Origin of the sequence: Paraburkholderia phytofirmans (assembly GCF_046028095.1) — a bacterium.
GTDB classification, from domain to species: Bacteria; Pseudomonadota; Gammaproteobacteria; order Burkholderiales; family Burkholderiaceae; genus Paraburkholderia; species Paraburkholderia phytofirmans_A.
Map to the genome: position 1 here is coordinate 376,601 of NZ_JAQQDJ010000002.1, position 14,273 is coordinate 390,873.

Genomic DNA, 14,273 nt, shown 5'->3' on the forward strand with positions numbered 1-14,273 from the left:
GCTGAGAGTGCAGACAGGCGACCACTACGGTCAGTCGCCATTGAGGTAATCCGAGACCTCCCGGTTGACCAACCGGGGTGAACGTGGGCCGAAAGGCCCGCGTTCAGTGTTCATAGTAATTCAACGACCCTTTATTTCTTGTGATGGCTATCACAGATTGAAGAATTTGCTTGAGACGCAATCAAAAAGGCTCTCTCACCTGCGGCGAAGTTAACTGCCATGCGAAGCTGAAAAACGCGCCAATTACATGCATCCAGGAAACGTTCCGGGAACGCGATGTGGTCGTCGCAAAGCGATTTACGGGGAAAGCTGGAAGCCGACGAAGGCTGCGTGGCGCAAAGAGCGGCCGCTTAATAGATTCACCTGCGCGACTAGTTACCGACGAGGCCGTAGGCACCGAGGAGAAAGTGGCTAGGCAGTCCGGATGAGTCTTGCTCCCGAGCGTCTGGCTCAGAGGTCGGATCTGCCAGAACCTGTGAGCCGGCCCCAGGCGCCGGCTCCTCTAACAGCCGACTGGCGTTGGAGTGTTCCAGTGTACCGGTGAGTTCCCGGACCAGATCCACTATCCGCTCGCATTTCAACAGGTAATGTCGCGTGCTCGATGAACGGACGCCGTCACCTGACTGGCCAGCCACGGCGAACGACAGGCGCACATGGCCCGGCACTGAGGCCGGCTCAATGGTCCAGCCGACAATGCAGCATTGCGGACCACATCGCTTGCGTGTCGCTCTTTCCTTGGTGTTCGAATGAGATGCCATAGGTCTATTTCAATGAGTGTGCGCAGCAAGCTGACCAACTGCTTGGCTGATGCGCAAGAGGTCTCCTAATTTAGAGCAGACGACAAAGGAAGAGTGTGCGGGCAAGCACAATTTCAAGCGAAATGGCAGCGGCTGTCGGCTCAGTAATGCGGCAGTGCAAAGGTCCATGCCGAGGAGGGCGCTTGCATCCGACTTGGGTCCGTAGAAGACGTCGCCTGAGCAGATGAACCGATAGGCGGTCGCAAAACTGAGCCGGCAGGGTGTCGATGTCTAGTGTATGAGCGGCATTGACCTTGTAACATTCGCAATCTGGGCAGATGGAACGAACCACTGCGCGATTTCATACAGATCCTGTGGCATCAGTGTCCCTGCTGCACGTTTGAGTTGCAGTTCGGCCAGCAGGTACTGATAACGCGCGCGCGCCAGATCCCGCTTGGCCTGATATAGCTGCTGTGTCGCTGTCAGTACGTCTAGGTTCGTGCGCATGCCGGCCTGCACGCTTTTTTGCGTAGCCGTAATCTGCAGGGTGGCGGACTCTACTGCACTCTTGAGCGCATCGATGCGTGTCAGGCTGCTGACGCACAGGTTGTACTGCTTGCGTACGTCCAGTAACACCTTGTCGGTTTTGTCCTGCAACTCGAACTCCGCCCGCTCATAGTTAGCCTGAGCCTGTTGCGACGAGGCCTGCACAAGGCCGCCTGAATACAGCGGTATTGTCACTTCCACGCCGATCGCCTTGGTCAGGGAGCGCTGGCCGATGGTCTCCACTGTATTGGACTGGTTCTTGCCAATACTGGCGACCAGATCGACGCGCGGATAAAAGCCCGCCTTTACAATTTTCATCTGCTGCCCCGCGGCCTCCAGAGAGTGCCTTCCGGCGATCAGCTGGGCGTTGTTCTCAAGAGCAATATCCCGCCATTCGTCGAAGCTAACGGGCGACGGCAGCGTCGGCCGATAGTTATCCTTCAGACGGTCAAGACCGGCGATGTCGAGCGAAGCCGACAGGCCCGTCATTGCTTCGAGTGCATGTGCTGCATTGTCGACAGCGTCGCGTGCGTCGGCTACGTCTGCCTGTGCGAGTTCCGACTTCGACTTCGTCTCCAGGATGTCCGTGCGCGTGCCTTCGCCGTTCCGGAACATCGCCTGGTTGCCGGCAAACTGTTCATCAAACGCCTTTTTCTGAGCCGTTGCGAGTGATAGCTGCTCCTGAGCAAAGACGGTATCCGTATAGGCGCCCAGCACGCGTACGAGCAGTTCCTGCTTACGGTCATCGAAGGTCGCATCGCCAGCGAGAGCTGTTGCTTTGCCGTAACGATAACGCGCTATGCCTTCGAAGTTGATCAGGGATTGCCGCAGTGAAACACCCTCTGAATACGCCCCATAGACCTGGTGGACCGAAACGTCGCCCTGTGGCTGTCCAAAATACGTCGTACCGGTCACATCGCGGTACCTGGAGTAGTTCGCCGACACGTTCGGTAGCAGGTATGAGCGGCCAATCGCCACGTTGGCATCATCGGCCTCTTTCTGCTTTGCCGCTGCTGCGAACACCGGATCGTGAGCTAGCGCAGCGTCATAGACCTCTGCCAGACCGAGCGCGTGCGCTGTGCACGGTGCGATCAGCGCTGCACTGAATGATATTGCAAGCGCGATAGCATGCAGTTGGGGCGCCGTACGCATAGTCCGCCGCGAGCAGGTGGAGATCGACCTGCGTCCCGTCATGGTTATAAGCACACGTTGCACGTCAGTCCTCCGTCAACGCGGTGTGCGAGCGATCGATGAGCGGCTTGAGCAGATAGCTGAGCATGGAGCGCTGGCCGGCATTAACGAACATCTCAACAGGCATCCCAGGCCTCACGTTCAGATTCTGCAGCAGTTTCATGCCCTGCGGCGTAACCTTCGCGCGAACCCGGTAGTACGGTGCGCCCGTATGGTCATCCACCAGACGGTCCGCCGATACAAAGGTGAGGGCGCCCGGTATCTTCGGCGTACTGTTCTGGTTGAAGGCGGTAAACATCATGTCGACCGGCAAACCCTTGTGAACCTTGTCGATCAGGTTGACCTGCAACTGGCCTTCCACTTCGAGCGGTTCGCCGCTGGGCACCACCTCCATCAGCTTCGCGCCTGCTGCGACCGTGCCGCCGTTGGTGAACACGTTCACGCCCACGACCGTTCCGTCGACCGGGGAACGGACCTCGGTGTTGGCGAGTTCAAACTCGCTTTCAGCGAGACGGCTTTTCAGGGCCTCGGTGTCGCGCTGCACCTCGCTAAGCTGGGTGCGGACATCTTTCATGTAGTCTTCCTGCATCTGCGCGATGTGCAGGCGTGCTTCGGCCATCTGGCTTGCCAACTGTCCTGTGGTGCCCGCCTGTCTGGCGATGTCGCTATTGAGTGCGGCCTCCTGGCGTTCAAGGTCCTGAAGCTTGCTGCGCGGCACATACCCCTCGCCCGTGAGCTGCCGCACGCCGGCCAACTGGTCCTGCAGCGTCTTGCGCTCTGCCAGTTGCTGTACCTGGGAGTCGCTCTGGCCTGCCAGCTGGGCGCGATAGCCCGCAATGTTTTCCGCCAACGCGCCGACCGACGCTTTCAGTGCCAGCCGGCGTGTGATCAGCAGTTGCTGTTGCAGCCTGACATCATCTTCGGCCTCTTCGTCATGCGCTGCGACACGATCCATCAGCTCGGGCGGAAACGATATTTCTTTTGCGTTCGTCGCTTCCGCGATGAGGCGTGCCTTCGTTGCGAGCTCTGTCAGGTATTGCGAACGGACGGTGGCGGCCTGGGACTTCGTCTGAACGTCGTTCATCCTGACGAGTACCTGGCCTGCCTTCACTTCATCACCGTCCTGCACGAGAATCTCGCGGATGATGCCGCCCGTCGGATGCTGGATTGTCTTGCGGTTGCCGGTCACGACCACCGTACCCTGAACCGCAGTTCCCTTGCTGAGGGGAGCGAAGGACGCCCATAGCAGCGAACCCACGATGCCCACCAGGACGACTGTCCAGCCGAGTTTCACGTATCGCGATTCGTCGACATCAACCACGGGCGGCAATGCAGTGCCGAGCACCTCAACGGCGGGCACCGCCGCCTTCTTGCTTTGAAAATTGAACATGGAAACCCTGCAGGTCAGACGGTTGCCTCCGCCGTGTCAGCGGCGGACGGCTGGTGATGTTCGGGCTGGGTCGTCCCCGCGGCAGCAGGTTGTGCAGCTGCCGTGTGGGCAGCGGCTGTGTGTGCCGGAGCGTTCTGCAACGCGGCCAGGACGTGGGCCGTCGGGCCGTACATCCTGAGTTGCCCCTCCACCAGGAGCAGCAGCTTGGTGGTCGCCGCAATGATGCTCGTGCGGTGGGTGATCAGGACAACTGTCTTGCCCACGGCCTGCAAACGCTCGATCGCCTGCTTCAGTGCTGCCTCGCCCGTCTCGTCCAGATTCGAATTCGGTTCATCGAGTACGATGAATGACGGGTCGCCATATAACGCACGGGCCAGCCCGATACGCTGTTTCTGGCCGCCGGACAGTCCGGCTCCCCGGTCACCCACCAGCGTGTCATAGCCCTGTGGCAAACGCAGGATCATCTCGTGAACGCCCGCGAGCTTTGCCGCTTCGATGACCTTGTCAGATTCAATCTGGCCGAAGCGCGCAATGTTTTCGGCGATTGAGCCGCCAAACAGTTCGATGTCCTGCGGCAGGTAACCGATGTGCGGGCCCAACTGGTCCTTATCCCACTGGTAGATGTCGGCTCCGTCAAGTCGCACCGTTCCGACAGCTGCGGGCCATACGCCCACCATGAGCCGCGCGAGTGTGGACTTGCCGGAGGCGCTCGGCCCGATTACGCCCACGATGTCGCCCGCGTCGATGTTGAACGACAGGCCGTGTACCACAGGCAGACGTGAGCCCGGTGCCGCTGCGCTCACTGCGTCGAGCGTCAGGCGACCTGCCGGGGGCGGGAGACTCATGCCGATACGGCGCACCGGGTTGTTCTCAAGCAATTCGACGAGGCGGTCATATGCACTTCTTGCGCCACTCCACTGACGCCAGACGGAGATCACCAATTCCAGTGGGCCCAGGACCTTGCCCATCAGGATCGATCCGGCGATCATCATGCCCGGGGACACCTTGCCTTCAATCGCGAGCAGGGCGCCCAGTCCCAGGATCAGCGACTGCAGCGACAAGCGGACAAATTTGGTGACATTGCCGACCATCGCGGCTTTCTCGCTGGCTTCCGCCTGTCGGGCCAGAAACCCGGCGTTCAGTATCGACCAGCGCGACATCAGGTTGGGCAGCATGCCCATGGCTTCGATGATTTCGGCGTTTCGCAGGTTCGCGGTCGCGAGCGAACTCGAGCGGATCGACAGCGCGGTTGCTTCGGCCAGCGGACGGCGCGAGACCCGTTCGTTGGCAATAGCGAGCGCGATGAGAATGACGGACCCCACCAGCGAAAACACGCCAAGCCAGACGTTGAACAGGAAAATAACTGCCAGGTAGATGGGAAACCACGGCGCGTCAAAGAACGCGAACAGTGCGTTGCCCGTCACGAACTGCCGGATCGTGGTCAGATCGTTGAGCGACTGGCCGGCATTGACGCCCTGCTGCTTGAGGTTCGTCTCAAACGCCGCCGTGTACACGCGGCTGTTCAGATGCATGTCGAGTTTGCCGCCCACCCGTATCACGATGAAACTGCGTACGTACTCAAGCACGCTCGAGAACGCATACATGCCCAGCATCATCAGCGTGAGCATCGCGAGTGTGACGCCATTGCGGCTGGGCAGAACACGGTCGTAGACCTGCAGCATGTAGAGCGACGGCACGAGCATCAGCACGTTGATGAGCATGCTGAAGATTCCCACCGTGCGGAACACACGACGGTAACCCAGCAGCGCCTGAATGATTTCGTTCGACGGTACACGGATTTTTTTGGTCATTTGCTGTTGCCGCGCTGGCTGATCGCGACACCTCCCGACTGGTCTGCAATTCTGATCTGTTAGCTATTCGACACCGCAGCGTCGGCCTCTTGCGAAGGCGCTCATTCTGATCCATCGAGACCGGCAAAAATGTGACGGCTGTCACATCAATTCAGGAAAACAAGCCCGATACTTGCGCTGCTTCCAGAATCCCCTCTTTGCAGGCAGCAGATGCTCCAAAATCTTAATTCTGACGCGCAGCTCAATATCGCAATGGGAGGGCGTGCCTTGCTTACCCCTCTAACTGGCATTGGGCAATACGCGTCCCATCTCGCCCGCGAATTTGTTCAACGGGGCCATCAGGTGCGGCTTTTTTATGGAACGCACTGGTCTACATCGCGTGACAAGGATGCCGTCACATCCTCCGCCGGGGGGGCAGGGGCAAGGTCGTTGCGTACGGTGGCCGCGGGGAGCGCCAAGCGTTTTGCGCGCCGGTTCGTTCCCGGCATTTACCGTTTCATGCCGCATGTCGAACAGTACCGCTTTGATTCAGGAATCAGGCGGCAGCGTGTCCCGCAGGTCTATCACGATCCGAACTTCATTCCGTTCCGGTTTCGCGGCCCTACGGTTATCACTGCACATGACGTATCCTGGGTACGCTATCCCGAGTACCATCCGGCACATCGCCTCGCGCTCCTGCGTGCCAACTTTCCACGCGCTCTCGAGCAGTCCGACAGAATCATCGTGGTATCGGATTTTGTGCGCGATGAACTACAGGCCTGTTTTCCAGTCCCTGGCGATAAAATCAGGGTCGTGCATAACGGTGTCTCGACTCGGTTCCGGCCGCATTCTTCCGATGCGACCTCCGACGTGTTGGCACGGTATGGTCTCGTGCATGGCCACTACTTCGCTGCAGTGGGCACGCTCGAGCCGCGCAAGAACCTTCATACTGCGCTCACAGCACATGCGCGCCTGCCAGCCTCGGTGCGTTGCAGGTTCCCGCTTACTCTCATTGGCGTGGAGGGGTGGCTGACTGACTCCCTCCACCTCTCGCTGGAGCATGGCCTGCGCGAGGGTTCCGTACGCAGGCTGGGCTATGTATCCGACGATGACATCCCGGTCCTGACTGCGGGCGCACTCGCGATGGTATATCCGTCGATCTATGAGGGTTTTGGACTGCCGGTGGTGGAAGCAATGGCATCCGGCGTCCCGGTGCTGTGTTCGACGGCCCGCGCTTTGCAGGAAGTGGCGGGCAATGCAGCCATCATGCGCGACGCAGCCGATGTCGAGGGCTTTACTGAAGCCATGCGGGCTCTCATCGACGACCGCGCGTTGCGCGAACGGTTGATCTCGGCTGGAAGCGCTCGCGCGCGCAGCTTCAGCTGGCAGCGTACTGCCGACGAAACCCTTGCCGTCTATCGCCAGATCGTCGCCTGAGAACTTCAGGCGGGACAGGCGTATGCCCACTTTCAATCTGTTCATGCATACATTAAGAACCAGTCTTGCGCATGTGCTGCTCCTCGCGCGCCAGGATCTGATTGACCGGCACCGCGAAAACGCGCTCGGCGCCGCGTGGCTGCTGATCCAGCCTTTGACGTTTGTCGTGCTGTTCAGTACCGTGTTTTCCCGCTTCATGCGCACACGGATTGGCGCGGACGCGGACCCCTATCTCTATACGGTTTATCTGATCGGCGGACTTCTCACATGGAATCTCTTTGCTAACCTGCTGAACCGGCTGACGCCTGTCTACGGCTCAAAGGCGCACCTGATCCGTAAAATCAGCGTCGACCTATGGATCATGCCGCTTCATATCGTGCTCGCAGAGTGGGCTGTGTACGGCATTACCATGGGTTTTTTCGCCGTTTTCCTGATGATTATCGGTCACCCGATCGGTGTGCAATGGCTGGCACTCCCCGTCATCGCGCTATTGCTAAGCGCGTTCGCGTACGGGCTTGGCATCATCCTCGGTACCCTCGACGTTTTTATTCCTGACATCAAGAACGTCCTTAACATACTTCTGCAGTTCGGGTTCTGGCTGACACCGGTGGTCTATCTCGCCTCGATCCTGCCGCCTTGGGCCGCAAAGGCGATGCACCTGAGCCCGATCTTCTGGGCCATCGATGCCGTGCATGGCATCATCGTGTGGCATCAGTATCCGCCAGCAAAAGAGCTAATCGGACTCGCTCTGGCCGCGTGCATCAGTCTGCTCGCGAGCCGCCTGCTGCTGGACCGTCTGCAATCGGATTTGAGGGATACGCTGTGACGGGTCGTGTGCAGAGAGGTTCGCCGGTGCTGGAGGTCCAACGGCTATCGAAGCGCTTCAAAATCTACAACCGGACCGCTGACCGCCTTCTGGAGGGCCTTTTCGGAAAGGCGCGGCATCGCGTGCATGTTGCACTTGATGACATTTCGTTTTCGCTCGGTCAGGGCGAGGCGATTGGCGTGCTGGGGCAAAACGGTGCGGGCAAGTCCACGCTGCTCAAACTGGTGAGCGGTGTGCTGATGCCCGATGCTGGAACAATCGAACGCCGTGGACTCATCGCCGGCCTGCTGGAGTTGGGCACCGGTTTCGACGGCAGTCTGTCGGGTCGCGAAAACATTGCCGTGAACGCAAGACTGATTGGCATGACCAGCGCGGAGATCGAGGAACGATTCGACGCGATCGTTGCTTTTTCCGAGCTGGCCGGCTTCATTGACGCGCCGTTGCGGACCTATTCGTCCGGAATGATCATGCGGCTCGGGTTTGCAGTGGCCATTCACGCGGACCCCGTCTGCTTTATTGTCGACGAGGCACTGGCAGTGGGCGATGCACGCTTCCAGCAGAAATGTCTGAAGCGCATCCGCGAGTTTCGCGATAAGGGTGGCTCAATCCTATACGTGTCTCACGACATCAATTCGGTAAAGCTGCTCTGCGACCGGGCGATTCTGCTCTCGGAGGGCACCATCGCGTACGACGGGTTGCCTGACGAGGCCGCGCAGATCTACTACCGACTGATTGCCGGCATCGATGACGACGCGCCGCAGAAGGAGGAGTCCACGCCCGATTCGTACGGCGCGTTGCGCACGCGCATCCGGAACGTGGTGCTGTCAAACCGGCTTGGTCCCGCAATGCGCTTTGCATCGGGCGAAGAGATCACTATCGGACTCGAATGCGAGTCAAAACAGACTGCCACGCTATCCGTCGGGATTCTCATTCGCGACCGCTTTGGTCAGGACGTCTTCGGCACCAATACCGCCCTGCTGTGCGAGGCGGCACACTTTTCGGCAGGCGGCTGTGTAAATTGCCGCTTCTCGCTGCCGTTGAATTTCGCCCCTGGCAAATATACGGTGACCGTCGCACTGCATTCCGACGATACCCATATTCATGACTGCCAGCACTGGTGGGATGCCGCCGCGTCGTTCGAGATTGCCGGCTTCAGCAACGTGCCCTTTTCCGGACTGTGCTATGTGCCGGTCCATTTTGAGCAATCCCCGGTACGGGACATCGTAGAACCCACGTTACAAGAACCATGACCAAAGCGGTACTCCAAGATCTGATTGCGCGTGTCAAGGCCGAGGCGGCCGCTAATACCTCCACTGATGACGCAGGCACCACGCTCACCCCGGATCGTCCGGTCACCGCTTCCGAGCCGGTGACCGGTGCCGCCGACCTTGCAGGGCGGAATACCATCGAACACCTGCTCGTTGTGGACAACGCGGAGTTTGTGGACGGCGCGTACCGGCTCCTGCTAGCGCGTGAGACTGATGCAACGGGTCGCACCAATTATATGGAGCAGCTTGCGCGCGGAATTAGCCGGCTCGTCGTGCTGGCGAGGCTGCGCATGTCTGCGGAGGGGCGCCGCGTTGCAGTGCCGGTGTCGGGGTTAAGTGCCGTCATTGCCGTCGCGGCGGCAGACTGGCTGATGCGACGCGTGGGCCTGGGAGGGCTGGCCCGGCGTGCAGGGCGATATGCGGATGGACTCTATGCGCGCTATGTGCTGAGGCGTTCGCTGCCCGCATGGCGGGTTCGCTTTGAAAACACCGTCGGGGTCGTGCTGCGACACGGCCGGCAGGTCGAACAGCTATCGCGGCGCTTGCTCGATTTGCGCGATGAGCTCATACCGAGGCCCGCAGTGTCGCCAGAAACCATCGACACCTATTACCTTGCGTTCGAGGATGCCAATCGCGGCACCCGCGAAAGTGTGCTCGCAAAGCTCGCCATCTATCATGACTGGCTTGCGACGGACGTGCCACGAGCAGATGGCCTGACGCATGAGATCGTGGATATCGGCTGTGGTCGCGGTGAATGGCTGGCCTATGTCAGGCAGAACGGCCGCGACGCGTTTGGCATTGATGCGAACCGCGTGATGGTCGGTGCCTGCCTCGCACAGGGACTAAACGTGCGATGCACGGACGCACTGACCTTTCTGCGCAGCCTGCCCACAGGCTCGGTCGCCGCCGTTACCGGCTTTCATATCATCGAGCATCTGCCATTTGACTATCTGTTCGCGCTCGTGCAGGAGAGCTACCGGGTGCTGGTGGAGGGCGGCTCAGTCTTGTTCGAGACACCCAATCCGGAAAACGTGCTGGTAGGCAGCCACACCTTCTATCACGACTTCACGCACCGCAACCCTATAACACCAAGCGCGATCTCGTTCCTGCTGACGTATCACCGCTTTGAGGCAATTGACATCATTCGAAGTAGCCCTTACCCGGAAGAGGCGAAGGTGCCGGGCAACGATGCCCTTACCGAGCGCGTCAACGGGCATTTGTGCGGTCCGCAGGACTTCGCAGTACTGGGACGCAAGAGAGCACCAGAAGGGGGCGAAGCGTGAAGATTCTCGTGACGGCCAACCTTGTGCCGTTCGTGCACGGGGGCGCTTCCTACCACATCGCCGGTGTAGTGCGAGCGTTACAGCAGGCAGGGCATGATGTCGAGCTGTTACGCCTGCCGTTTCGGTTCTCGCCCGAACAGGACATTGTGCGGGCCATGGAACACGCAGCGTCACTTGATTTCGTGCGCCCCAACGGCGTGACGATCGATCAGGTCATCAGCTTGCAGTTCCCAAGCTATGGAGTGGTCCATCCCGATCACCGGGTATGGGTGATGCACCAGCACCGCGCTGTCTACGATCTGTACGACGCCGCGGAGGCCTCAGCGGAACTTACCCGGCTGCGCGCACAGGTGAGCGCGTTTGACAATGCGGCACTCTCACGTGCGAATCGCGTGTTCGCCAATTCCCGGCGCGTCGCTGCACGGCTGTCCGATTTCAACCGGATTACCGCGACGCCGCTCTATCATCCGCCGGCGCAGGCTGAGTCATTCCGGCGCGAAGCCGCTCTGCCTTACGTGTTCTTTCCCAGCCGTCTGGAAACGCTCAAGCGTCAGTCGTTACTGATCGAAGCGGCGCAACGCATGCGCTCGTCGCTGAAGATTGTGCTTGCTGGCGACGGTGGCCAGCGCGAAGCGCTTACCGCGTTAATCCAGCGCCACGGTGTCGGCGATCGCGTAGCGCTGATCGGCCATGTGACTGAAGCGGAAAAGCGCGCCTTTTACGCGCGCGCGCTGGCCGTTGCGTTTCCGGCTTTCGACGAAGACTACGGATACATCACGCTGGAAGCGATGCTGTCCTCAAAGCCTGTTATCACGTGTACCGACTCGGGCGGCCCGCTTGAGTTCGTTCGCCATAGTGAAACAGGCTGGGTGGAACGACCCGACGCTGACGCACTGGCCAGACGCCTGGACTGGCTCGCGGAGCATCCACGTGAAGCCGCCGAAGCGGGGCTTCGTGGCCGCGAAGCTTACCGGGCAGCGGATATCTCGTGGCATCACGTCGTCGATGCGCTTACCCAACCTCTTTGACCGGTTTTTTATGAGAATTGCCATTGTTGCGCCGAGCCCGGTGCCATTTGTGATCGGGGGCGCCGAGAACCTGTGGTGGGGGCTGCTCGAGGCGTTTAACGCGCGTCCGGGGATCCAGGCGGACCTGCTCAAAGTTCCGAGCCCTGAGCGAAGCATGGGCGAGTTGCTGGCCAGCTATCGCCACTTCTCTGAGCTCGACCTTGATCATTTCGACCTGGTCATCAGCACCAAGTATCCGGCATGGGCAATCCGGCACCGCAATCACGTCGTGTATCTTCAGCATACGCTGCGCGGACTCTACGACTGTTACCCGCCTGGCATGCCCACGCACTTCGACCAGGGCGACCTGCTCGCGCTCGGCATTCCGGCGCGGATCGTGAGCGCGCTCGCGAACTACCGCGCAGCCGATCTCGAGTTCAAGGATCTGCTCGATGCACTCGATGCCGCCTGGCAGCGCTCGCCGCAGGCATCGTGCTGGGCCTTTCCCGGGCCCGTGACACGCGCGGCTATCCGTCTGCTTGACGCAGTTGCGATGCGGCCGGACAAGATCGTGCACTACGCTGCGATCTCCCGGGTTGTCGCAGCGCGCGAGGGCTATTTCCCGCCCGGTGTGAAGGTTGCGGTCCATCACCATCCGACGGGTCTCAAAGGTCTTGCATCCGGGCCGCAGCAGACTCTTTTCAGCGCAAGCCGTCTTGACCAGGCGAAGCGGATCGATCTGCTCATCAAGGCGTATATGCAGAGCGGGGTAGACATGCCGTTCCGCATTGCTGGCAGCGGCCCCGATGAAGCACGGTTGCGTGAGGTGGCGGCCGGCCACAGCGGCATACATTTTCTCGGGCGCGTTCCTGATGCCGTGTTGGCGCAGGAGTACGCACGGGCCGTATGCGTGCCGTTCGTGCCACGTGACGAAGACTACGGCCTGATCACGCTGGAAGCGATGCTTTCGGCAAAACCGGTTCTGACCACAACGGATTCCGGCGGTCCGCTCGAACTGATCGAGCATGAGCGCTCGGGACTGATCGTCGAGCCGGATGTCGCCGCGCTGGCGGGCGCAATGCGACGCATCTGCACTGATTTGCCCCGGGCACTAAAAATGGGGCAGGTGGGCCGCGCGCGCGCGGCCCATCTCGACTGGGGCAGCCTGTGCGATGCGTTGCTCGCGGCCGGGCGGCAACCCGTAGCAGCCAACGATTCCGTTAATGCAGCGGGTGCCGTGAGGCAGGCGGCGCCCAGCGTCGTGACCCGGCAGGCAAAGCCCATTCTCGGCGTTATTAATACCTTCCCCATCGCGCCGGTAGTCAGTGGCGGCAAACTCCGCCTGCACGGGCTTTATTCGCGTGTTGCCGACCAGTTTCAGGTGCAGTTCGTCAATCTGGCGCCCTCACATCTAAGCGGCGTGCGCAGGCTTGCCACTGATTTCAGCGAGGAACTGGTGCCAAAGTCCCAGGCGTTCGCCGAGGCGGAGCAACAGCTGGAGGACACGCTGGGCGCTTCCGTCGAAGATCTGGCAGCGGCACTGCATCCGGACACTGCACCTCAGTGGCTCGACGCCATTGACGCGCTGGCACGGCGTGCGAACCTGATTGTGTGCTCCCATCCCTATTCCATGCCGGCGTTGCGTGCAGTTTCGTCGCGGGCTTTCGTATATGAGGCGCACAACGTCGAGGCCGATCTGAAGGTAGATATTTACGGCCCGCATCGATGGGCGATCGACCAGGTGTCGGAACTCGAACAGCGCGCCGTGCGGGAGGCGTCTCTCGTGACCGCCTGCTCGACTAAGGACCGCGAGCGCATGACTAGACTCTATGGCGTAGCAGACGACGCAAAGTTAGTTGTCGTGCCCAACGGGATCGATGTCGCCGCGACGCCTTTGCGTGCGGCCGCGCAAACACAGGACCGCCGCTCGGCGCTGCGCGTCGCGCACCCCCTCGCGCTCTTCATGGGCAGCGCTCACGGTCCGAATATCGATGCCGCCCGCCTCGTCGTGGAAGCTGCCGCGCAGCTGCCTTCGGTCCATTTCCTGCTGCTGGGTTCGGTCTGCAACGTCATGCAAGCATGGGAACGGCCCGCGAACGTTGGCCTTCTGGGTGTCGTGAGTGATGCTGAGAAGGCCACCTGGCTTGCGATTTGCGACCTGGGCCTGAACCCGGTCATTTCAGGATCAGGGACCAATCTGAAACTACTCGAATATGCAGCGGTCGGGCTGCCTGTGGTAAGTACGGAATTTGGTGCTCGCGGCCTGGGTTACTGTGCCGGACAGGACTATGTGTTGGCGGAAGCGCACGCTTTCGCACAAGGCATCAATGCGCTGCTGCAGCTGCCGCAGGCAGAACGCGATCGCATGGTGCGCAACGCGCGACGGCGCGTCGAAACGCACGGAGACTGGGCAGCGATTGCCGTAACCTACTCGCACGCGCTCATGCAGATTCTCGGATAAGCACCAGGAACAGGGCCAGTCGGACCGTCGTTACCCGTTCGGTCCGGGGCGCTGCTTCTTACAGCAGATAATGGCTGAGCGGCAGCAGCGCATCCGACTGGCCGATCACCGTGAGTTCCACCGTGGGTGCGTGACCCGCGGATTGCGCCGGCGTTGCGCGGGTGACCTCGTGCAACAGGCTGTCGACCGAGTCATACGAGTGATGCAGCGAACCTTGCCATTCCAGGCAGACAGACCTGTCTTCGGCGGCCGCTGGCGTTTGCGAAACACTGATCGAGCTTTTCATGGAATGGATGTGACGACGGAATCGACAATAGGGTTGTCGCTATTCTAGCGA

10 protein-coding genes are annotated in these 14,273 nt (G+C 60.4%); 6 read left to right on the forward strand and 4 right to left on the reverse strand.

From position 1 onward, the window contains the following. Positions 1-1,028: 1,028 nt before the first annotated feature. From PQR54_RS06180 to PQR54_RS06190, 3 genes are read right to left on the reverse strand one after another with little or no spacing between them, the layout of a single operon-like run. Positions 1,029-2,498, reverse strand: coding sequence for a TolC family outer membrane protein (locus PQR54_RS06180; protein ID WP_408244521.1), 1,470 nt, complete (start codon positions 2,496-2,498; stop codon positions 1,029-1,031). Position 2,499: 1 nt separating this feature from the next. Next, complete coding sequence (locus PQR54_RS06185; protein WP_408244522.1) at positions 2,500-3,864, reverse strand: HlyD family type I secretion periplasmic adaptor subunit; 1,365 nt, start codon at positions 3,862-3,864, stop codon at positions 2,500-2,502. 14 nt (positions 3,865-3,878) lie between these two features. Then, the gene (locus PQR54_RS06190; RefSeq protein ID WP_408244523.1) at positions 3,879-5,675 is read right to left on the reverse strand and encodes a type I secretion system permease/ATPase; all 1,797 of its coding nucleotides are present in this window, start codon (positions 5,673-5,675) and stop codon (positions 3,879-3,881) included. A gap of 210 nt (positions 5,676-5,885) precedes the next feature. Between PQR54_RS06190 and PQR54_RS06195 the strand changes: the two genes are divergently transcribed. The 6 genes from PQR54_RS06195 to PQR54_RS06220 are packed head-to-tail and all read left to right on the forward strand — an operon-like array spanning position 5,886 to position 13,936. Continuing rightward, the gene (locus tag PQR54_RS06195) at positions 5,886-7,091 is read left to right on the forward strand and encodes a glycosyltransferase family 4 protein (RefSeq protein ID WP_408244524.1); all 1,206 of its coding nucleotides are present in this window, start codon (positions 5,886-5,888) and stop codon (positions 7,089-7,091) included. A 22-nt stretch (positions 7,092-7,113) separates the two neighbouring features. Continuing rightward, positions 7,114-7,917 (forward strand): ABC transporter permease, encoded by an 804-nt coding sequence (locus tag PQR54_RS06200; RefSeq protein WP_408244525.1) that lies wholly within the window; start codon positions 7,114-7,116, stop codon positions 7,915-7,917. Between the two features lie 26 nt (positions 7,918-7,943). Then, positions 7,944-9,167, forward strand: a complete 1,224-nt coding sequence (locus PQR54_RS06205; RefSeq protein WP_408244526.1) for an ABC transporter ATP-binding protein — start codon at positions 7,944-7,946, stop codon at positions 9,165-9,167. Next, on the forward strand, positions 9,164-10,468 hold the full coding sequence (locus PQR54_RS06210) for a methyltransferase domain-containing protein (protein ID WP_408244527.1): 1,305 nt from the start codon (positions 9,164-9,166) through the stop codon (positions 10,466-10,468). Before PQR54_RS06205 ends, PQR54_RS06210 begins: the two co-directional genes overlap by 4 nt. Next, positions 10,465-11,496 (forward strand): glycosyltransferase family 4 protein, encoded by a 1,032-nt coding sequence (locus PQR54_RS06215; RefSeq protein WP_408244528.1) that lies wholly within the window; start codon positions 10,465-10,467, stop codon positions 11,494-11,496. The genes PQR54_RS06210 and PQR54_RS06215 overlap by 4 nt, the downstream gene beginning before the upstream one ends. Beyond that, a complete protein-coding gene (locus tag PQR54_RS06220; RefSeq protein ID WP_408244529.1) occupies positions 11,399-13,936 on the forward strand; it encodes a glycosyltransferase family 4 protein in 2,538 nt (845 codons plus the stop codon). Before PQR54_RS06215 ends, PQR54_RS06220 begins: the two co-directional genes overlap by 98 nt. Before the next feature lie 58 nt (positions 13,937-13,994). On the opposite strand, the gene PQR54_RS06225 is transcribed toward PQR54_RS06220, so the two are convergent. Continuing rightward, positions 13,995-14,222 carry a hypothetical protein gene (locus PQR54_RS06225; protein ID WP_408244530.1) on the reverse strand — a complete coding sequence of 76 codons (228 nt, stop codon included), beginning with the start codon at positions 14,220-14,222 and terminating at the stop codon, positions 13,995-13,997. Positions 14,223-14,273: the final 51 nt, after the last annotated feature.

Excerpts from the sequence above, each read along its gene's own strand:
- PQR54_RS06185 (WP_408244522.1), bottom strand. The coding sequence starts at position 3,864 with ATGTTCAATTTTCAAAGCAAGAAGGCGGCGGTGCCCGCCGTTGAGGTG.
- PQR54_RS06190 (WP_408244523.1), bottom strand. The coding sequence starts at position 5,675 with ATGACCAAAAAAATCCGTGTACCGTCGAACGAAATCATTCAGGCGCTG.
- PQR54_RS06195 (WP_408244524.1), top strand. The coding sequence starts at position 5,886 with ATGCTCCAAAATCTTAATTCTGACGCGCAGCTCAATATCGCAATGGGA.
- PQR54_RS06200 (WP_408244525.1), top strand. The coding sequence starts at position 7,114 with ATGCCCACTTTCAATCTGTTCATGCATACATTAAGAACCAGTCTTGCG.
- PQR54_RS06210 (WP_408244527.1), top strand. The coding sequence starts at position 9,164 with ATGACCAAAGCGGTACTCCAAGATCTGATTGCGCGTGTCAAGGCCGAG.
- PQR54_RS06225 (WP_408244530.1), bottom strand. The coding sequence starts at position 14,222 with ATGAAAAGCTCGATCAGTGTTTCGCAAACGCCAGCGGCCGCCGAAGAC.